The sequence below is a fragment of the Rhodoferax sp. genome (genome assembly GCF_018780565.1).
Classification (GTDB): Bacteria; Pseudomonadota; Gammaproteobacteria; order Burkholderiales; family Burkholderiaceae_C; genus Rhodoferax.
The window spans coordinates 70,142-89,846 of sequence record NZ_JADMJN010000015.1; the positions used below are offsets into that span (position 1 = coordinate 70,142).

At 58.3% G+C, this 19,705-nt stretch carries 15 protein-coding genes and 1 pseudogene; 3 read left to right on the forward strand and 13 right to left on the reverse strand.

Annotation, left to right across the window (positions count from 1 at the left end; translation table 11 throughout):
• Nucleotides 1-92: 92 nt before the first annotated feature.
• Entirely contained in the window at nucleotides 93-986 is an 894-nt protein-coding gene (locus IV109_RS18185; RefSeq protein WP_296700181.1) for a sigma-70 family RNA polymerase sigma factor, read from the forward strand.
• Between the two features lie 21 nt (nucleotides 987-1,007).
• On the opposite strand, the gene IV109_RS18190 is transcribed toward IV109_RS18185, so the two are convergent.
• The 7 genes from IV109_RS18190 to IV109_RS18220 all read right to left on the reverse strand — a co-directional run bounded on the left by IV109_RS18190 (nucleotide 1,008) and on the right by IV109_RS18220 (nucleotide 12,637).
• Nucleotides 1,008-3,533 carry an EAL domain-containing protein gene (locus IV109_RS18190; protein WP_296700186.1) on the reverse strand — a complete coding sequence of 842 codons (2,526 nt, stop codon included), beginning with the start codon at nucleotides 3,531-3,533 and terminating at the stop codon, nucleotides 1,008-1,010.
• A gap of 5 nt (nucleotides 3,534-3,538) precedes the next feature.
• Entirely contained in the window at nucleotides 3,539-5,086 is a 1,548-nt protein-coding gene (locus IV109_RS18195) for a PAS domain-containing methyl-accepting chemotaxis protein (RefSeq protein WP_296700189.1), read from the reverse strand.
• Entirely contained in the window at nucleotides 5,083-5,559 is a 477-nt protein-coding gene (locus tag IV109_RS18200) for a response regulator (protein ID WP_296700192.1), read from the reverse strand. Before IV109_RS18200 ends, IV109_RS18195 begins: the two co-directional genes overlap by 4 nt.
• Nucleotides 5,556-7,136: a methyl-accepting chemotaxis protein gene (locus IV109_RS18205; RefSeq protein ID WP_296700197.1), complete on the reverse strand. Its 1,581-nt coding sequence runs from the start codon at nucleotides 7,134-7,136 to the stop codon at nucleotides 5,556-5,558. Before IV109_RS18205 ends, IV109_RS18200 begins: the two co-directional genes overlap by 4 nt.
• 48 nt (nucleotides 7,137-7,184) lie before the next feature.
• Nucleotides 7,185-9,377, reverse strand: coding sequence for an EAL domain-containing protein (locus IV109_RS18210; RefSeq protein ID WP_296700201.1), 2,193 nt, complete (start codon nucleotides 9,375-9,377; stop codon nucleotides 7,185-7,187).
• A gap of 189 nt (nucleotides 9,378-9,566) precedes the next feature.
• Nucleotides 9,567-10,172 carry a response regulator gene (locus tag IV109_RS18215; RefSeq protein ID WP_296700205.1) on the reverse strand — a complete coding sequence of 202 codons (606 nt, stop codon included), beginning with the start codon at nucleotides 10,170-10,172 and terminating at the stop codon, nucleotides 9,567-9,569.
• Nucleotides 10,169-12,637 (reverse strand): PAS domain S-box protein, encoded by a 2,469-nt coding sequence (locus IV109_RS18220; protein ID WP_296700209.1) that lies wholly within the window; start codon nucleotides 12,635-12,637, stop codon nucleotides 10,169-10,171. Before IV109_RS18220 ends, IV109_RS18215 begins: the two co-directional genes overlap by 4 nt.
• A 139-nt stretch (nucleotides 12,638-12,776) precedes the next feature.
• Here IV109_RS18220 and rlmD point away from each other — a divergent pair, with 139 nt between their 5' ends.
• Nucleotides 12,777-14,210, forward strand: coding sequence for a 23S rRNA (uracil(1939)-C(5))-methyltransferase RlmD (gene rlmD, locus IV109_RS18225; protein WP_296700212.1), 1,434 nt, complete (start codon nucleotides 12,777-12,779; stop codon nucleotides 14,208-14,210).
• Between the two features lie 211 nt (nucleotides 14,211-14,421).
• On the opposite strand, the pseudogene IV109_RS18230 reads toward rlmD, so the two are convergent.
• Together IV109_RS18230 and IV109_RS18235 are read right to left on the reverse strand one after the other, a co-directional pair.
• Nucleotides 14,422-14,667: pseudogene (locus IV109_RS18230) on the reverse strand (hypothetical protein); the annotation flags it as partial.
• A 124-nt stretch (nucleotides 14,668-14,791) separates the two neighbouring features.
• Nucleotides 14,792-15,487, reverse strand: coding sequence for a Bax inhibitor-1/YccA family protein (locus IV109_RS18235; protein WP_296700215.1), 696 nt, complete (start codon nucleotides 15,485-15,487; stop codon nucleotides 14,792-14,794).
• A 185-nt stretch (nucleotides 15,488-15,672) separates the two neighbouring features.
• On the opposite strand from IV109_RS18235, the gene IV109_RS18240 reads away from it, so the two are divergent.
• Nucleotides 15,673-16,080, forward strand: a complete 408-nt coding sequence (locus IV109_RS18240) for a heme-binding protein (RefSeq protein ID WP_296700220.1) — start codon at nucleotides 15,673-15,675, stop codon at nucleotides 16,078-16,080.
• Nucleotides 16,081-16,086: 6 nt separating this feature from the next.
• Here IV109_RS18240 and ahpF read toward each other — a convergent pair whose 3' ends face one another.
• The 4 genes from ahpF to IV109_RS18260 all read right to left on the reverse strand — a co-directional run bounded on the left by ahpF (nucleotide 16,087) and on the right by IV109_RS18260 (nucleotide 19,698).
• On the reverse strand, nucleotides 16,087-17,667 hold the full coding sequence (ahpF, locus tag IV109_RS18245; protein ID WP_296700223.1) for an alkyl hydroperoxide reductase subunit F: 1,581 nt from the start codon (nucleotides 17,665-17,667) through the stop codon (nucleotides 16,087-16,089).
• 160 nt (nucleotides 17,668-17,827) lie between these two features.
• On the reverse strand, nucleotides 17,828-18,391 hold the full coding sequence (ahpC, locus tag IV109_RS18250; protein ID WP_296700226.1) for an alkyl hydroperoxide reductase subunit C: 564 nt from the start codon (nucleotides 18,389-18,391) through the stop codon (nucleotides 17,828-17,830).
• A 175-nt stretch (nucleotides 18,392-18,566) separates the two neighbouring features.
• Complete coding sequence (locus IV109_RS18255) at nucleotides 18,567-18,977, reverse strand: biopolymer transporter ExbD (protein WP_296700229.1); 411 nt, start codon at nucleotides 18,975-18,977, stop codon at nucleotides 18,567-18,569.
• 10 nt (nucleotides 18,978-18,987) lie between these two features.
• On the reverse strand, nucleotides 18,988-19,698 hold the full coding sequence (locus IV109_RS18260) for a MotA/TolQ/ExbB proton channel family protein (RefSeq protein WP_296700231.1): 711 nt from the start codon (nucleotides 19,696-19,698) through the stop codon (nucleotides 18,988-18,990).
• Nucleotides 19,699-19,705: the final 7 nt, after the last annotated feature.

The following is a 19,705-nucleotide window of genomic DNA, read 5'->3' on the forward strand; positions in this document are numbered from 1 at the left end:
TGCGGGATCTACCGAAATATTTACCAAATAGGCAGTTATCCAACGTCGATAGTACCTCTGAAGCTATTGATTTTGTAGCGGATCAGGACCTTTTGCAGGTTGCGTCCTCTGCCGAGGTTCTGGAGACGGCGGGAGAATCAGGCGATGCGCTGACCGTCTACCTGCGCAATATACGGCGTACCGAGTTGTTCACGGCCCAGGAAGAATTCGAGTTCGCCACCAAAGCGCGGGCGGGCGATTTCTCTGCCCGTCAAAGCATGATCGAACACAACCTGAGACTGGTGGTGAGCATTGCCAAAGGCTACTTGGGTCGTGGCGTTCCCCTGTCCGACCTGATCGAGGAAGGCAACCTGGGTTTGATGCATGCCATCGACAAGTTTGAGCCGGAGCGTGGATTTCGTTTCTCGACTTACGCCACCTGGTGGATTCGCCAATCCGTGGACCGTGCCCTGATGTACCAGGGACGTGCTGTGCGCCTGCCTGTGAATGTGGTCAGGGAGTTGCAGCAAGTGCTGCGTGCGCGTCGTGCGCTGGAGAATGACGGCGCCTTTGCCGCGACCCGGCCGGACGGCATCCGTGTCGAGGATATTGCAGTCTTTCTGGGGCGCGATGCGGCCAGCGTTGCCGATTTGCTTGCCATGGCCGAAATGCCCAGATCGCTGGATGCCTCCATGGACCGCTCCGGAGAAAGCCAGACGCTGGGCGATTCGCTGGTGGATGAGGTCACAGTGGACCCGTCTGGCGTGACACAGGCCCATGAGGTTGAGCGCTTGCTGGAAGACTGGATTGCCACTTTGTCTGTACGCGAAAGGGAAGTCCTGGAAGGCCGTTTCGGCCTGCATGACCGTGATCCTGAGACGTTGGACGTGCTCAGTGAGCGCCTGGGGTTGACGCGAGAGCGTGTTCGTCAGGTGCAGAACGAAGCGCTGGTCAAGCTCAAACGCTATCTGGTACGCCGCGGTATCACCAGAGAGTCCCTGCTTTAAAGAACGCGCAGAATTTTTCGATCAGCAGGCCTGCGCTGGTTTTGATGTATCAATACCTGAAACTTTGCGGCTGAGCATCAGCGCAGTCAGGTCGCTGGCCTCCATGGCTTTGGCAAAAAGCCAGCCCTGGTAAACCTCGCAACCGTACTCGCGCAAAAAGTCCAGTTGTGCCTGTGTTTCCACTCCCTCGGCCACCAGGGTGAGCCCAAGGCTATGGGCCAGGGCGATGATGGCGCGAGAGATGGTGGCATCACCTGCATCATCCGGAATGCCTTTCATGAAGCTCTGGTCGATTTTTAGCTTGCTCACCGGCAAGGCCTTGAGGTAGGCCAGCGACGAATAGCCGGTACCAAAATCATCTAACGCAACACTGCAGCCCAGCGCTACAAGGGCGTTGAGCTGCTCGCGTGCCTGTGCTGGCTGCTCCATGGCGACAGACTCGGTGATTTCAATATCCAGCCATTGAGCCTGTGCGCCCGAGCGGGTCAATGCCTCATGAACCTTGTCGGGCAGATTGCGTTGACGAAATTGCTGGGCCGAGAAATTGACCGCCACATGCAAGGGCATGCCTGCCTGGGCCCATGCGGCGATCTGCTCGCAGGCCGTGTCCAGCACCCAGTCCGACAGGGGGAGAATCAGGCCGGTGGCCTCGGCAACCGGAATGAATCGGGCAGGGGAGACATTGCCCAGCAGCGGATCATTCCAGCGCAACAGGGCTTCGACGCCGACCAAAGCGCCAGTTCTCACGTCCACTTGCGGCTGGTAATGAAGCTTCAGACTTCCATGCGCAAGGGCTTCTTTGAGCCGCGTATGCAGCTGCATGTCCTCATGCACTCGCCGGTCCATTTCCTGGGAGTAGAAGGCATAGGCGCCGCGCCCGGCCTGTTTGGCCTGGTACATGGCCATGTCGGCATAGCGCAGCAGCGAATCACTATCACGCGCATCGTCAGGGTAAAAGGCAACACCCAGACTTCCGCCGGAATACACATCTTCATTTTGCAGACGGTACGAGGCTTGCAGCGACAGGAGAAGTTTGGCGGCGACGCTCGCCGCCTCGTCCACGTCAGCGAGGTCGGTGAGCAAAATGGCGAACTCGTCACCACCCAGGCGCGCCAGTGTGTCGTTTTCCCGCAGGACACCACGTATTCGGGTGCCCACTTGCACCAGCAGTGCATCGCCCGTGGCATGGCCAAAACTGTCGTTGACGGTCTTGAAGTAGTCCAGGTCGAGAAACAACACTGCCACGCGCAGGCCGGAGCGGCCAGCACGCACCAAGGCTTGGCTCAATTGCAGTCGAAAGAGCCAGCGGTTGGGAAGACCGGTGAGTTCATCGTGCGTTGCCTGGTGGCGCAGCGATTCTTCAAACTTCTTGCGCTCGCTCAGGTCGCGGATGTAAGCGATGGCGTGGCAAGAGCCCTCGTCGTCCCAGTGCCCCAGCGAGATGTCCACGGGCAGCAAATGCCCATCGCGACGCATCAGTTTCAAATCCATCAAGCCCATCGCACGGGGGTGCGGCGAGGTGAAATAGCCCTGCATCGACTCGCTGTGGCGTGCCCGCAAATGGGGTGGCAAAAAAATATCCACGTTCTGACCGAGCAACTCGGCAGTGGCGTAGCCGGTCAGCTTTTCCATGGATGGATTGGCCATCAGAATGCGCCCGGTATGGTCAACCCACAGCACACCGTCGGGCGCCGCGCTGAGGGTCACCTTTTCGCGCAGGTGCTGCGCCTGGATGCGTTCCAGTGGACGGCGCAGGGACTCATTGAACGTGGCATGAAACAGGTACAAATAGGCTGCAACCTTGTACGCATGCCCCAAGGCGTTGGCGGCATCTTTGTCGATCACGCCCAACATCGTAAAAAAGAGTTCCGATACGGCCGACAGTGCTGCCGCAAAGCCCAGTGCCATGACGCATTCATGGATCAACTCCTTGCGCCGCCGCCACAGCACTGCCAGCGTTGCCACATTCACCGCGATGATCAGCCATTCCAGCGTGATCTTCAGGCTGGTCAAACCTTGGCCCGGGACAAAGAGTGCAGGCACGCGGTCTGGCCAACGCAATCCGATATAGCCCAGTACGCCCACGAGCGCCAGCGTCATGGCGAGGGCCATGCGTTTTTTCAGCGTCGTGATATCCGGCATGGCAGGCAGCAACGCGTACACCAGCAAGGAAATGGCTGCGAGTATGCGCGCAGCCAGCCAGAAGAAAATAGATTTTTGGGGTGAGTTGGCAGTCACGGCGTCAGGCATGCCTGCATAAGCCATGGTGTGCAGAAAATCCAGCAAACCAACACCCAAAAAAGCCACCCCCAGCAGCACGACCGCCCCTTGGCGGGCAGAGAGTATCGCGCGGTAGCCGGTGATAAATACCAGCATGGCCACCACCACCGCAAACAGCTCTACGACGGTGTGCCAGAAAAGAAAGCTCGAAGGCTCAATCACGACTTGCCGAGTCGGATGCGAGACCCACCACAGCAGCGGCACAGCCAATATCAGCAGGACCCAGCCCGCAAGGGTTTGATAGGGATGCGTATGTTCTTGGCGCATCGGACTTACTGTGAGAAGACCTTGACCGCGTCCACCAGTCGCTGGGCCTGATCGCCCATGCTGATGGCTGAGGCGCCGCTTTCCTCGACCATGGCGGCATTTTGCTGCGTCATCTCGTCGAGCAGTGCAACCGCCTGGCTGACCTGCGAAATGCCCAGGGCTTGCTCCCTGGATGCGGCAGTAATTTCAGTGAGCAAATCATTGACGTGTTTGACCTGAGTGACGACTTCGGTCATGGTCTGCCCGGCATCGGCCACCAGCCGGGAGCCGCTGTCCACCTTGTTGACCGAGTCATCAATCAGTCCCTTGATTTCCCTGGCGGCCGCCGCAGAGCGTCCCGCCAGGCTACGCACCTCAGCGGCTACCACGGCAAAGCCGCGACCTTGCTCCCCCGCGCGGGCGGCCTCTACAGCGGCGTTCAGGGCCAGGATGTTGGTTTGAAACGCGATGCCATCGATCACGCTGATGATGTCGGCAATCTTGCGGCTTGACGCCGCGATCTGGGCCATCGTGGCCACCACATGAACCATGGCCTCACCGCCTGCAACAGCCACTTGTGCAGCCGTATTGGCCACCTGGCTGGCCTGCTGCGCGGTATCCGAATTCTGGCGTACCGTCGCCGTTTGCTGCTCCATGGCAGCAGCGGTCTGCTCCAGATTGGAGGCGGTCTGTTCGGTCCGGCTTGACAGGTCATTGGTCGCCGATGCAATCTCCATGCTGGTGACCTGAACCCCGGATGCCTGTTCGTAAACATCGGCAACCAGTGATTGCAGATTGAGTCCGGACTGGTTGATGGCGCGCGCAATCAAGCCGATTTCGTCGCAGCGGTTGAGCTTCAGGTCTTCTGCCGCCTCACCACTGGCAACGTGTTGTGCCACCTCCAGAATTTTTTTCAGAGGCGAGGTAAGTTGTGCCTCCATGAACCAGCCCGCCAGCAGCAGGCTGCACGCCATGGCCGCCCCCATGGTTAACAGAGCGCTTTCGCCCAGGCCGGATAGGGCCAGACCGATACCCATCACCACACCCACCGCCAGCAGTGGCAGGCGAACCCGCCAGGCAGCCGGTAGTAGCTGTAGCGTACTGATCCAGCGCAGCAGGCCGGTGTGCACAATCAGACCCCGGTGAAACGCGATGCCTCTGGCGCGCCCGTCCTTGAAGCGCCGGTAGAGGGATTCGGTGGTGTCAATTTCAGCACGCGATGGCTTGGTTCGGACCGAGAGATAACCTGTGATTGCACCGTTGCGGCGCATCGGCGCGGCATTGGCACGGACCCAATAGTGATCGCCGTCCTTGCGGCGATTCTTGACCAGCGCTGTCCAGGACTGGCCTTCCTTCAGGCTGCGCCACATGTCGGCGAAGGCTTCTTCCGGCATGTCGGGATGGCGCACCAGGTTGTGCGGCTGTCCGAGTACTTCTTCGATGGTGAAACCACAGGTGCGAATGAACGCCGAATTGGCATAGGCGATGTGACTTGACGTGTCGGTCGTCGAGAGCAGCGTTTCATTGTCAGGAAACTGATACTCGTGCTGGGTCACCGGCAGGTTGGTTCTCATTCGGTCTTGCCTGGGTCAGTGTGGAAGCAGTCCGCTGCGGGGCGATGGTTTGGGGCATGAAGACCGCAACAGCAGGTGTTCAGTTCCTCTTGATGCTTGTAGAGTGCAATTTCCATGACAGTACGCATCTCCCATTGCGTAAAGGGTTTCAGGATGTAGCCGTAGGGCTTGACGAGCCTGGCGCGGGCCATGATGTCGTGTTCAGAAAAAGCCGAGATTAGCACCACCGGCACGAAAAATTGCGTTTGAATCGCATGGGCTGCGGCAATGCCATCCATCCCACCCGGCAGCTCGATGTCCATCAGTACCAGATCGGGACGCAATTGCCCGGCGCGAACGATGGCATGTTCCCCCTGTGTTTCATGACCTACCGGCTCAAAGCCGAGCTCGACGAGTTGCAGCCGAATGTCAAGGGCGATGATGGCCTCGTTTTCCACGACGAGAATCCTTGGCCTGTGTGCAAGGGTTGTCACCGGGCGGCCTCTTCAATCAACAGCGGTCGAAAGTTGGAAGCTGCGATGCGGGGGGCGTTGTGCGACGACAGCTTGAATACGGAAACGGTCCCTACCAGGTCCTGAGCCTGCGTCTTCAAGCTGCTGGCGGCGGCGGCCATCTCCTCGACCAGGGATGCGTTTTGCTGGGTGACCTGGTCCATGTGGGAGATCGCCTCGCCCACCTGGGAGACTCCCTGGCTCTGCTCGTTGCTCGCGGCGCTGATTTCGCCCATCAGGTCGGTCACTCGCCGGATGCCGCTGACCACCTCGTTCATGGTGGCACCCGCTTGGTCCACCAGCACACTGCCGTGTTCGACCTGCGTCACACTGGCGTTGATCAGGATTTTGATTTCTTTGGCCGCTTCGGCTGATCGCCCGGCCAGACTGCGAACCTCACTGGCCACCACCGCAAAGCCGCGACCCTGTTCACCGGCCCGGGCCGCTTCGACAGCCGCATTCAAGGCCAGAATGTTGGTTTGGAAGGCGATGCCATCAATGACCTGAATGATGTCGGCGATCTTTTTAGAGCTGTCGTTGATGCCCTTCATGGTCTCAACGACTTGGGCCACGACCGTACCGCCTTGGACCGCCGTGGTGCTGGCGCTCAAGGCCAGCTGATTGGCCTGGCGGGCGCTATCGGCGTTCTGTTTGACAGTGGAGTCCAGCTCCTCCATCGAAGCCGCCGTTTGTTCGAGTGCGCTGGCCTGTTGCTCCGTGCGTGTGGAGAGGTCGTTGTTGCCCGATGCAATCTGTGCGCTGGCAGTGGCGACGCTCTCGGACCCCTGGCGGACATCTGCGACGACAGTGGCCAGGTTGGTCTGCATGGTCGATAGAGCCTTGAGCAGCTGGGCGACTTCGTCCCGGCCTTGCACCTGAATGGTCTGGTTCAGATCCCCTTGCGCGATGGCGTCGGAGATCTCTACGGCATGACCCAGTGAGCGGGAAATGCCGCGAATCAATGTCATGCCGAAGACGCAGGCAAACAACACGCCAGCGACGATGGCGCCTATCGATGCCAAACGGATGTTGACATAGCGGGCCGCTGCGACGTCATACTCCTCCTTGGATACGTCGAGTTGCAGCTTGAGCAAGGCCTGGGCGCCCTCGTTCACAGGTACGTTGAGTGGGCGGATTTTCTCCACCACCAGGCGTCTGGCCGTGTCCAGGTCGTTGGCGCGAAGCGCGGCCACGGCGGCCAGCAAGCCTTCCTGTACAAAGCGGCTGCGATCCTGAGCAAATTTGCGGGAGATTTCGGCTTCTTCGGTGGTCAGCCTGGTACTCATGTAGTCCGCCCAGACCTTGTTGATCACGCCGATATTGGCTTCGATTTCGGCCGTGTTTGCGCCGATGATTTCCGGGGTGGGGGTGACAAGTGCGGTTGCGATGGCCAGCCGGTTGCGCAACAGCTGGCGCTGGATCTCTGCAATCTGGCCCATGGGCACGGTGCGGTCCTCGTACACGGATTGCAGCGCATCGTTGGATTTGACAATGCCAAACAAGCCGATGAAGCCGATGCCAATCAACAGCACTGACAAAATGCCAATGAGTATCGTCAAGCGCGTAGAAATTTTTAAATTGTTCAAAATAGCCTCCTTTTAGTTGTTTCAGACGGTGATGACTCGCATGGCAAGTTCTTCGAACTCCAGCAGTGGCATGGGCTTGCCGCACAGATAGCCCTGGTAGCTTGGGCATCCAAAGCGCTCCAGGCAGGCCCGTTGTTCTTCGTCCTCCACGCCCTCGGCGATCACGGCAACGCCCAGGTTATTGGCCATGCCAATGATGGTCTGCACAATGATGGCGTCGTTGCGGTTGCTTGCGATGTTGCGCACAAAGCTCCGATCGATTTTGAGTTGCTGGATCGGCAGTGTGGTCAAGTGGGCCAGCGAGGAATATCCGGTGCCAAAGTCATCCATCGAAAAGTGGATCCCGTGGCAATTCAATGCCTTCATCTTGTCCACGGTGTCAACGATGTTGTGCAGCACCAGGCTTTCGGTCAGTTCCAGCTTGAGCCTTTGCGGGTTCACGCCGGTCTGTTTCAAGACCCCGCTCACCATCGCAACGAAGTCGGCCTGACGAAATTGCCGCGCGCTGACATTGACTGAGAGCAGGAGCTTTTCTGCGCGGGGATCGCGCTCCCAGGCTTTGAGTTGTTCGCATGCTGTTTGCAGCACCCATTCACCGATCGGAACAATAAGGCCTGATTCTTCGGCGATGGAAATGAATTGATCTGGCAGCACCAGCCCGTGTGTGGGGTGCATCCAGCGCAGCAGTACTTCGGCACCAAGCACACCGTGCACGTTGTCCATCTGGATCTGGTAGTAGAGCTGGAGCTGATTGCCGGGCAGGGCATCGCGCAACTCTGCCTCCAGTGCAATGTGTGTTTCCAGCGATGCCTGCACCTGTGGGTCGTAGAAGCGCAGGGCATTGCGCCCGCTGCTTTTGGCTTGGTACATGGAGATGTCAGCGCGCTTGAGCAGGTCATCGATGCTGGCATTTTGGCCCGTGAACAGGCACAGCCCCATGCTGGCCGAGGGATGATGCAGTTGCTTGTCCAGCACGAGATGCTGATGGATGGCTTGCAGAATCTTCTCCCCGACGCTTTCTGCCAGCAAGGCCGCTTGCGCTTCGTCCAGGTTCAAATCAAGCAGCAGGATGATGAATTCGTCGCCTCCCAGGCGGGCGACCGTGTCGCTTTGCCGAATGCATGAGCGGATGCGTGATGCAACCTCCACCAGCAGGAGGTCTCCCACGTCATGGCCGCGGCTGTCGTTGATACTTTTGAAATTGTCCAGATCAATCATCAGCACTGCACCGTAGAGATGGGTGCGTGTGCTCATGGACAGGGCTCGCTGCAATCGGTCCCGCAACAATCTCCGGTTGGGCAGCCTGGTGAGAGGGTCGAAGAACGCCAGTTGGTGAATCGCCGCTTCATGGACGCCCAGCTTGGATTGCATGTCCCCCAGTGCACGCATCACCATGCTGATTTCATCTTTGCCCTCGGTGGTGATGGTGGTGTCGTACCGCCCCTGCGAGATCTTCCTGAAGATTGCAATGACCTGCTTGAGCGGGTTGACGATGGACCAGGTCAGCATCATCCCCAGCCAGCTCATGACCACAATGGCCATGCCCAGCGCGCCCAGCGCCATGAAGCGGGTGCTTTCGTAGCGATTGACCGCGTTGCTATAGGACGCGTGTGCCGCGTCAAACTGCAATTGGTTCAGCGCCTTGAGGTCTGGTCTGGCTTGGTCGAAAAGCAATTGTGCTCTGGCGGACATCAGTTTTGCTTCGTGGTACTGGTCAGTCCGCAGCGCTGCGACCGCAGGCAGCAGAGCCCCGCTGACATATGCCTCTCGGCTGCTGGTGAAACTGTTTGCCAGCTCATTTTCCCGGGAGGCGAGCGGCGAAGATGTAAAGACTTGCCACAGTGAGCCGATGGTTTCTATATTTTTTTCAATCTCATCGGCCGTCTTTAGCGCAAGTGCCCGGTTCATCAACAATGTTGCCTGCTGGTCCGGGTTTGCAACGATGCTGACTTCGCTGAGCGAGGTCTGAAGCAGGAGCCGGTTGGCCAACATGAGCTGCGAGATTTCCGCCAGCTTTTGCACGGGCAGCATGCGGTCCTCGTAGACGGACCGCAGGCTTTCTTTTGACGCGGCCAAGCCTTGTATGCCAACGATGGCCAGCAACAGGGCGACCAGTGCCGCCAGGCCCATCAGGGAAAGCAGGCGCACACCAATACTGACGTGCAGCAACAGCCGGGTAACGTTGAAATGAAAATTGGCGACCAGTTTGAACACGTTTGCCTCAGTCCGCAGGACGGACTTATCGTTACTTTTCCGTGGTGCGCATGGCGCATACGGTCAGGACAAAAAGGCGTGTTCAGGGCCTCAAAAACCTGGTGCCGGGGTCAGGGGCTGCCAAGTAAATTATCGCAAGTCAATTTATACCGCTTTTATTGCGGAAAATCAAAAAATTGTCGAAAACTCTCATAAATTCAATTTGTCGGCAGCCTCGATAACCTCGGAGGCCAAGTCCGTCAGCTTGCATCGGCGCGAGCGCGCCGAAGTGCGCAGCAACTCAAATGCCGCGCTGCGTTTAAGGCGGTGTTGCATCATGGTGATACCCACGGCAAGGTTGATATTGCGTTCACTGTCCAATGCGGCCTGCAACTGTTGCCGGGTGGTGCGCAAGTCCTTCATTTCGTTGGAGCGTGCCAGTGCGGCTTCGATGGCGGGCACCAGCTGCGGTACATCCAATGGTTTGACGGCGTATCCCAAGGCCCCATTGTGAATCGCAGCTTCAACGGTCTTTGCGTCACTGTAGGCACTCAGCATGATGTACGGAATGTGATCGAGTTCGCGCAGGCGCTGTGCAAGGTGCAGGCCCGCCCGACCAGGCATACGCACATCAATGATGGCCAGATCGGGACGCTCGCCGCTGGCCAGCCAGGCTTCGGCTTCTTCCGAGGATTCTGCGCTTATGACACGGTAACCGGCAGCGGTGAGGCCACTGGCAATCACAGAAAGCACCAGGCGGTCATCGTCCACGATCAGCAGTTGCCGGCTTTCCAAAGGCGCGTTGCCTGACGTCATACAGAATGATCCTGATCAAGGGAAAGCACGGGTGGCTCCAGGTCGAGCACTGTCACAACGCGTTCGCCTTGCTGTTGCCTGCACAGCTTGGCCCCACTGCGTGGCATGAGCGCTGCAACCAGCTGCAGACCACTGTGCGGTGTATTGGAATGTCGTACATCAGCTGCCAGTTGCCCCTTGTTGTGAATTTTGATCTGAACCATGTCGGGCTGCTCGCCCTTTCGAATGGTAATGCCGACTTGACCATGCGCCTTTCCGCCGTGCTTGACGGCGTTCAGAATCAGTTCATTGAGGACCAGGGCGATGGGTACCGCCTCCCGTTCGTCGATCACACAAGGGAGCCACTGCAATGGAATGTCCACATGGACGGGTGTTTGCCACAGGTTCTGGACCTCATTGGCAATTTCACCGGTCAGTTCGCAGAGTCGCACCGAGGATTTCACGGCGCGACCTTGCAGACCGTGAATAACGGAAATACTTTGAATCTGACCGATGGCCTGATTGATGGTGTCCGTCATTTCGGGTGATTTTCTTGCGAACTGGCGCAACAGGCCCAAAATGCCCTGGAGGTTGTTTTTGATGCGGTGGTGCACTTCACGCACCAGCGTATCGCGTTGGGCACTTTCGTGGATCAGGCGTTGCTGTTCCTGCAGGTGGGTGTTGGTGGCATCGGTGAGATTGCCGACGAAATGCGTAACCCGTCCAGCCTCGTCCTTGACGGCCGTGATGGTGACCCGCTCCGGGTAATCGTCGCCATTTTTGCGACGGTGCCACATTTCACCTTGCCAGCATCCCGCGTTCCTGGTCTGATTCCAGATGTCCTCATAGAAGTCGCCTGGATGCTTGTCTGATCTGAGGATCGCCGATGTCATGCCTTGCGCGTCCTCCTGGGTGTAACCGGTGATCTTTGTGAATGCCTGGTTCACCCGCAGGATCTTCATGTCGGCATCCATCACGATGATGCCTTCCTGGCACTCGAAAGCGATCGCTGCAATACGCAGTTCCCTTTCGGCTTGCTTGCGTTCGGTCACGTCGCGCATGGTGACTTGAACCGCCGGCGACCCATCGTAGGTGATTCGGTTGCCTTGAACGGCCGCATCAATCGCCGTTCCATCCATTTTGAGAAGTTGCACCTCTGCCATCGGCAGTGTGATGCCGTGGCTGGCAATGATCTCCACTCGGGCCAGCTGGAATTCGCGAAAGTCGGGCTGGATCCGGTCGATGATGGGGGTGCCGATCAAGACCTGTAGCGACTCCGCACCGAACATGGCCATGGCGGCAGGGTTGACATAGATGATGGTGCCGTTTGCGTGGACGGCAATTGACTCCGGGGAGTTTTCAACCAGCGTGCGATAACGTTCCTCGCTTTCGCGCAGTGCGTCTTCCCTTTGTACAAGCTTGGCCGCAAGCGAATTGAAGGCCGCAATCAGTTGCCCGATTTCATCTCTGCGGCTAATGGGCAAGGGCTGCAGGGGCTGATTCGAGTCCGACATGCTGGCCAACATTTTGGACGCGACGAGCATGGGCTTGAGCTGCCGACCGATCAGCCACCACGCCAGCAAGCCCGCCAGCAGGGTCAGCAGGGCTGTTGCCAGCATCAGACTTTGCTGCACGACGCGAATCGGGGCAAAGGCCTCCTGTGTGGGCAGAGTGGCGCCCACGCTCCAGTCCGAAATCGGCATGCTCTTGGCAGACCCCAGAACCTCGACGCCAAGCGGGTTGGTGTAGACAGCATACCCCTCGTAACCATTCACGAAACGGTCTACCGCCGGGTTGATCCCCGGGGCTGGAAGCGGTTGCATGACGCGATTTTTGTCTGTGGCCGTCACCACCAGACGGTATTGGGGTGCGAGGAGTACGTAGCCGCCACTGGTGCCAAAGCGTTGGCTGGAGAGTTGGTCCAGAAAATTGGGCTTGCCCAGATTGGTTACCCCGGACAGGGCGCCGATGACCTTCCCCTGGGCATCGCGAATGGGGGCCGTTATGCCGAATACCGGCGCCAGCAACTTTTTGCCGATCACCGGGCGACCGAATGTTGATTGGCCCTCCTTCAGGGCGGCTGCAATGGTGTCAATGTCCATGTAGTTGACGCCAATCCGTTTGGCAGCCAATGGAACTTCTGCAATTGCCGTGCCGTCCAGGCGGTAGGCGATCACGCCACCGTTGAACAGGTTCTGAAGGAGCGGCAGTTGTTCCAGGGTCTTTTGCATGCGGGCGTCATTCGCCAGTGTCGCCGGCTCAATGGTCTGGGACACGGTTTGCAGTGCCTTGAGGCGATCGCCGAGTTGTTCGTTGATATTCGCGGCGATGAAGGAAACGGTTGAAAACTGCTGCTCGCCCAGTACGCTCTGCATATCCCTGCGCAGCACCTGGCTGGCATAGTAGGACAGGGACCAGAGGCTGGCCAGGAAAATGGCGAGTACGCCAAAGGTGATCCTGGCTTGTACGGAATGCTGTGGGTTCACATTCAAGGGCATGCTGTTTGCGAAGGTGCGAAGTTTCGCCGGGTTTCAGGAATTGCCGCGTTGGCGCGGTCTGCTTTGTCCCTCGCGCAAGTATAAGGAACCCCTGAACAGTTCCCGGCCGATCGAAGACAATTGGGGCATGACTGACGAAATCAAAAAATCTGAAAATTTCCCGCCCGACTGGCTGTTGGTGGAGTCCCTGGACCTGGAAGCCCAGGGCGTGGCGCATCGGACAGACGGCAAGGTGGTTTTTATCAAGGGGGCTTTGCCTTTCGAGTTGGTGAGTGCCAATGTGCACCGCAAGAAAAACAACTGGGAGCAGGGCGTGGTCACCGCCATTCACCGCGAGTCGTCGCAACGTGTCACGCCGGGTTGCCCCCATTTTGGACTGCACGAAGGCGCTTGCGGCGGCTGCAAGATGCAGCATTTGCATACCGGGGCGCAAGTGGCCGTCAAGCAGCGGGTGCTGGAAGACAATCTGTGGCACTTGGGCAAGGTGAAGGCCGACAACATCCTGCGTCCCATCGAAGGTCCCGCATGGGGCTATCGCTACCGCGCCCGGATTTCGGTGCGCCATGTGCGCAAGAAGGGTGCGGTGTTGGTGGGCTTTCATGAGCGCAAGAGCGGCTATGTGGCTGACATGAAGGAGTGCCATGTGTTGCCGCCGCATGTCAGCGACTTGCTGATGCCTCTGCGTGCGCTGATCACCTCCATGGATGCGATTGAAACCTGTCCCCAGATCGAGCTGGCCTGCGGCGATACGGTCATTGCGCTGGTTTTGCGCCATATGGAGCCGCTCAGCACCGGGGATCTGGCCTTGCTGCGGGAATTTGCCCATCGTCATACGGGCGTTCAATGGTGGTTGCAGCCCAAAGGACTGGAGACGGTGCACCTGCTGGATGAGGGGGGTGAGGAGTTGAGTTACGACTTGCCGGAGTTTGGCATCCACATGCCCTTCAAACCCACGGATTTCACGCAGGTCAATCCGCATATCAACCGCGTTCTGGTGTCGCGATCCTTGCGACTGTTAGATGCCAAAAAGACCGAGCGTGTGATTGACTGGTTCTGCGGTCTGGGCAATTTCACGCTGCCCATCGCGACCCAGGCGCGCGAGGTTTTGGGTATCGAGGGCAGTGAAGCCCTCGTGGCACGTTCACGTGAAAACTATACAAAAAATCGGGTTAAAGACAACGCCAATCAAGCACTGTGTGCTACGAGTTTTGTAGCTAGAAACCTTTTTGAGATGACCCCTGGGGTGCTGATTCAGGATGGTGTGGCGGATAAATGGCTGGTGGATCCGCCGCGTGAAGGCGCGTTTGCCCTGTTTCAGGCACTGGCAGACCTGCATCAGCAGAAACTGGATCCCGTGGCACACCCGCCGACGCCAGGCGCCGAGAAATGGTGTCCTCCCCAGCGGATTGTTTATGTAAGCTGCAATCCGTCTACGCTGGCGCGTGACGCGGAACTGCTGGTGCATCAGGCGGGCTATCGTTGCGCGTCTGCGGGTGTGGTGAACATGTTCCCCCACACGGCGCATGTGGAGAGTATGGCGGTGTTTGACCTGGTGGCCTGAATCAGCGCGTGGCGGCTTTTTCGGCCGGTTTTTCGGCAGATTTGGCCGCTGGCTTCTCCGTGACTTTTGATTTGGGTTTGAGTTTGGAGTCCGGTTCGGCTTCGGCTTCGGAAGACTTTTCCTTGGTTTCGGTCAATGCCTTGTCCTTGACGCTTGCTTTGGACTTCTTGTCTTCAATAATTTCCTCGACAGGTGCGACCGTGGCGCGAACGCCTTCGATTTTGTTTTCGCGCATGTACTGGTCCATTTCCTTCCAGCCGATGAACATGTCGGCCTTGGAGGCGCCTTCATTCAGGGTGTAGCAATCTTCAATGCTGCGCAGACCGTGCCTGCAGGCACCGCCGATCGCTTTGGCTTCCGCTTCGCGCTGCGCAATCTTGGGGTCAGGTCCCATGCCAGGGATATCGCAGCCAGCCAGCAACAGGGCGAAAGCAGGGATCAACAGGCGAAGGGTCATGGTGTAAGAGGGGGAATAGTGTCTTTATCGGCCAATTGTGCGCCGCATTGAGTGTGGGTGGGTCCGGCTTAAGCAAAGAAAAAGGACCTGAAGAGGTCCTTTTTCCAGGGATGATGACGCAATGTCAGTCGCGTTCGCCGCCCATGATGCCCAGCAAGGCCAGCAGGCTCTGGAATACATTGATGATGTCCAGGTACAAGGCCAGCGTGGCACTGATGTAGTTGGTTTCGCCGCCATCCACGATCTGCTTCAGGTCATACAGCATGTAGGCGCTGAACACGCCAATGGCTGCCACCGAAATGGCCATCATGCCCGCTGTGGAGCCGACAAACACATTGATGATGCCGCCGATCATGATGGCGATAGCGCCTACGAACAGCCACTTGCCCATGCCGGAGAGGTCGCGCTTGATGACACTGGAGAGGCTGGCCATCACGAAAAACACACCGGCTGTGCCGCCAAAGGCCGTCATGATCAGGTCCGGACCGTTCTTGAAACCCAGCACCATGGCGATCATGCGCGAAAGCATCAAGCCCATGAAGAAGGTAAAGCCCAGCAGGACGGGTACGCCGGCTGCGGAATTCTTGGTCTTCTGGATGGCGTACATGAAACCGAAGGCGCCGCCCAGGAACACAATCAGGCCCAAGCCGCCACCCATGGAGCGGGTAATGCCGGTGGCCACACCCAGCCATGCACCCAACACGGTGGGGATCAGGCTCAGGGCCAGCAGCCAATAGGTATTGCGCAGCACTTTGTTGCGCTGTTCGGCCGAGGCCGCATAGCCATAGCCATGGTCAATGGATTGAACGCTGTCAGTCATGGTCAAACTCCTTCAATGTCTGCATGGTGCAGATGGGGTGGATTCTAGGGTGAATCAAGGGCGGGCGGCAAAAACCTTCCAGGCGGGTTCCTATTTTTTGTAAGGATACTTTCACCCGCAATGAGGGCAAAGCCGCCGCCGGCAGCCGTTATGCTCGATTCTTCCTCCAAACAAAGGCGAACCCCATGAAAAGCAAATTCAATCTTGAGCTGTCTGATGTGAAGGCCATGGCGGCGGCGGCAGAAGCCGAAGCCCTGAAAAACAACTGGGCAGTCACCATTGCCATCGTCGACGACGGCGGTCATTTGCTGTGGCTGCAGCGTCTGGACGGTGCGCCACCGGTTTCGGCCCACATTGCACCCGCCAAAGCCCATACCGCTGCGCTCGGCCGCCGCGAAACCAAGGTGTATGAAGACGTCATCAATGGCGGACGCACCTCTTTTTTGAGCGCACCGGAAATCCGGGGCATGCTTGAAGGGGGTGTTCCCATCCTGAAGGACGGGCAGTGCCTGGGCGCTGTGGGCGTCAGTGGCGTGAAGTCCAGCGAAGACGCCCAGATTGCCAGGGCCGGCATGGCTGCCATCGGCCTTTGAGACATCTCAGCGAGGCATCACCACCGGCGCTGGCGTGCGAATGAGGTAGTCAAACGCACTCAGGGCCGCCTTGGCTCCGTCACCGGCGGCAATCACGATCTGCTTGTAAGGCACGGTGGTCACGTCACCTGCGGCAAAGACGCCGGGCAGGTTGGTGTGCCCTTTGGCATCCACCACGATTTCGCCGTATTTGCTCAACTCCAGCGTACCCTTGAGCCACTCCGTGTTGGGTACGAGGCCAATCTGCACAAACACCCCTTCGAGCGCCACATGGTGCATCTCGCCGGTAGCGCGGTCCCTGTAGCTCAGGCCATTCACCTTCTGGCCGTCGCCGGTGATCTCGGTGGTCTGCGCATGGGTGTGGATGCTTACATTGTTCAGGCTCTTGAGCTTGGTGACCAGTACGGCGTCGGCCTTGAGTTGGTCGGCAAACTCCACCAGCGTGACGTGGGCCACGATGCCAGCCAGGTCAATGGCGGCTTCGACGCCCGAGTTGCCACCGCCAATGACCGAGACGCGTTTGCCCTTGAACAAAGGGCCGTCGCAGTGCGGGCAGTAGGCCACGCCTTTGTTGCGGTACTGGTCTTCACCAGGCACATTCACATTGCGCCAGCGTGCGCCGGTGGACAGGATGACGCTGCGGCTTTTCAGCACACCGCCATTGGCCAGTTGAATTTGAACCAGACCGCCCGGCTCTGTGGCAGGTATGAGCTTGTCAGCCCGTTGCAGGTTCATGATCTCGACGGCATAGTGCCGCACCTGGGCTTCCAGTGCGGCAGCGAACTTGGGGCCATCGGTTTCCAGCACCGAAATGTAGTTCTCGATGGCCATGGTGTCGTTGGTCTGACCGCCAAAGCGCTCGGCCACCACGCCGGTGCGAATGCCCTTGCGGGCTGCATACACTGCGGCTGCAGCGCCGGCAGGACCGCCACCGACGATCAACACTTCATAGGGATCTTTGGCGCTGAGCTTGGCTGCATCGCGACTTGCAGCGCCGGTATCGAGCTTGGCCACAATTTCTTCCACCAGCATCCGGCCGGAGCCAAATACCTGACCATTGAGAAACACCATGGGCACGGCCATGATTTCGCGGGCAGTGACCTCGTCCTGGAAGGCGCCGCCTTCAATGACTGTGGTCTTGACCTTCGGGTTCAGGATGGCCATCAGGCTCAGGGCCTGCACCACGTCCGGACAGTTGTGGCAGCTCAGGGACATGTAAACCTCAAAATTGAAGTCGCCGTCCAGTGCCTTGATGGCCTCGATGACTTCAGGCTCCACCTTGGGCGGGTGGCCGCCGCTCCATAGCAGGGCCAGCACCAGGGAGGTGAATTCATGGCCCAGCGGCAAGCCTGCAAAGCGCAGACTGGTGGTCGTGCCCGCACGCTGCAGGGTGAAAGATGGCTTGCGGGCGTCGGTACCATGGGTCTGCAAGGTGATTTTGTCGCTGCGCAAGTTCTGTATGGTCTGCAGCAAATCGCGCATCTCGGCGGCGGTGTTGCTGTCGTCCAAAGTCGCCACCATGTCGATCGGCAGCGTCACGCGTTCCAGGTAAGCCGCAAGCTGGGTTTTGAGTGTTTCGTCGAGCATGATGGAGTCCTTTTGCTTCAAATTTGATAGCTATCCTGGCAGTCAATATGGGGGCCAGAGCCTGATTTTGCGAATAAAAAAGCCGGACCACGGGGCGCTATGCACCCTGATGCTGTCCGGCTATCGAGCGCCAGGCGCTCGGCTGTCTCGCGGAGAAAGCTTAGATCTTGCCAACCAGATCCAGGGAAGGCGTGATCGTCTTGGCGCCTTCGTTCCACTTGGCGGGGCACACTTGACCTGGGTTGTTGGCAACGTATTGAGCCGCCTTCAGCTTGCGCAGGGTTTCCTTGACGTCACGGGCAATCGCGTTGTCATGAATTTCTAGTGTTTTGATCGAGCCTTCGGGATTGATGATGAAGGTGCCGCGCAGCGCCAGGCCTTCTTCGTCAATGTGCACGCCAAAACCGCGGGTCAGCGCGTGGGTGGGGTCACCGATCAGCGGAAACTTGGCCTTGCCCACGGCAGGAGATGTCTCATGCCACACCTTGTGCGCGAAGTGGGTGTCGGTCGTCACGATATAGACTTCGGCCCCCGCTTTTTGGAACTCGGCATAGTTGTCCGCTGCATCTTCCACTTCGGTTGGGCAGTTGAAAGTGAAGGCCGCTGGCATGAAAATGAACACGTTCCATTTGCCCTTGAGGGTTTCGTTGGTCACGGTGACGAACTTGCCATTGTGGAACGCTTCGTTCTTGAAAGGCACGACTTGGGTGTTGATAAGGGACATGTGGATCTCCGTCAGGTTAATAAAATTAGGCAATGTTTTCTGTTGCGCTGCACAAATTATAGCCTTTGACTATTAAAAATTTTAATTAATATTTCAAAGCTATTCATTGAGAAAAGCTATGGTGCAGCAAAACATGCGATGTCCTGCCGGACAGACCAGAGCGCTACCCAGGAACTCAGTTCTTGGGCTCGGTGATAAACCCGATTTTTTTGATCCCCGCCCGCTGCGCTGCGGCCATGGCTTGCGCCACACGCTCGTAGCGCACATCCTTGTCGCCCCGGATGTGCAAATCGGGTTGCGGATTTTTCGCAGCCTCGGCCTGCAGCATTTCAGGCAGGCTGGCGTCTTCCACGCGCGATTCATTCCAGTAGTAGCTGCCTGTTGCATCCACACTCAGGCGGATGGTTTGCGGCTTGACGTCCTGCACCTGGTTGGTGGCACGTGGCAAGTCCACGTTGACGGCGTGCTTCATCACCGGCACGGTGATGATGAAAATGATGAGCAGCACCAGCATGACATCCACCAGCGGTGTCATGTTGATCTCGTTCATCACCTCATCGGGTTCGTCCTGTGTTCCAAAAGCCATGATCTTCTCCTCAGGCTTTTTTCATCGGAACGACTTTGCCATCGCCGTTGCCCACGCGGGCACCGGTGACAAAGTACGCATGCAGATCGTGCGCGAAGCGGTTGAGCTTGGTCAGGATCGACTTGTTGCCCCGCACCAGCGCGTTGTAGCCCAGCACGGCCGGGATGGCCACGGCCAGGCCCAGTGCCGTCATGATGAGCGCTTCACCGATGGGGCCCGCCACCTTGTCGATGGTCGCCTGTCCTGCGGCGCCAATGCCAAGCAGGGCGTGGTAGATGCCCCAGACAGTGCCGAACAGCCCCACAAAAGGCGCTGTCGAACCTACTGAGGCCAGCACAGCCAGACCGGCCTGCAGGCGCGCGGTGCTGTCGTCGATCGAATTTCGCAGGCTGCGCGTGATCCAGTCGCTGGCGTCCAGCGTGTCGTGCAACTGCACTTTGGTGTTGCGGTGGTGGGCTGTGGCTTCACGCCCAGCCAGTGCCAATTGACGGAACGGGTTGCTCTCGTCCCCGCCGAGTTTTGCCAGGCCCATCGCGAAGTCTTCGCTGTGCCAGAAGTCTTCGGCGCTGCCCGCAAGCTTCTTGTATTTCAGGATGTCCAGCGCCTTGATGATGATGACCATCCAGGAAGCCAGTGACATGGTGATCAGTACCAGTGCCACGGTTTTGGTAACCCAGTCGCCCTGGGTCCACACATTGATCAAACCAAGTTGTGAGTTCATGAATTCT

Excerpts from the sequence above, each read along its gene's own strand:
- rlmD (WP_296700212.1), top strand. The coding sequence starts at position 12,777 with ATGACTGACGAAATCAAAAAATCTGAAAATTTCCCGCCCGACTGGCTG.
- IV109_RS18195 (WP_296700189.1), bottom strand. The coding sequence starts at position 5,086 with ATGAGAACCAACCTGCCGGTGACCCAGCACGAGTATCAGTTTCCTGAC.
- IV109_RS18260 (WP_296700231.1), bottom strand. The coding sequence starts at position 19,698 with ATGAACTCACAACTTGGTTTGATCAATGTGTGGACCCAGGGCGACTGG.
- ahpF (WP_296700223.1), bottom strand. The coding sequence starts at position 17,667 with ATGCTCGACGAAACACTCAAAACCCAGCTTGCGGCTTACCTGGAACGC.
- IV109_RS18255 (WP_296700229.1), bottom strand. The coding sequence starts at position 18,977 with ATGGCTTTTGGAACACAGGACGAACCCGATGAGGTGATGAACGAGATC.
- IV109_RS18240 (WP_296700220.1), top strand. The coding sequence starts at position 15,673 with ATGAAAAGCAAATTCAATCTTGAGCTGTCTGATGTGAAGGCCATGGCG.
- IV109_RS18215 (WP_296700205.1), bottom strand. The coding sequence starts at position 10,172 with ATGACGTCAGGCAACGCGCCTTTGGAAAGCCGGCAACTGCTGATCGTG.
- IV109_RS18235 (WP_296700215.1), bottom strand. The coding sequence starts at position 15,487 with ATGACTGACAGCGTTCAATCCATTGACCATGGCTATGGCTATGCGGCC.
- ahpC (WP_296700226.1), bottom strand. The coding sequence starts at position 18,391 with ATGTCCCTTATCAACACCCAAGTCGTGCCTTTCAAGAACGAAGCGTTC.
- IV109_RS18190 (WP_296700186.1), bottom strand. The coding sequence starts at position 3,533 with ATGCGCCAAGAACATACGCATCCCTATCAAACCCTTGCGGGCTGGGTC.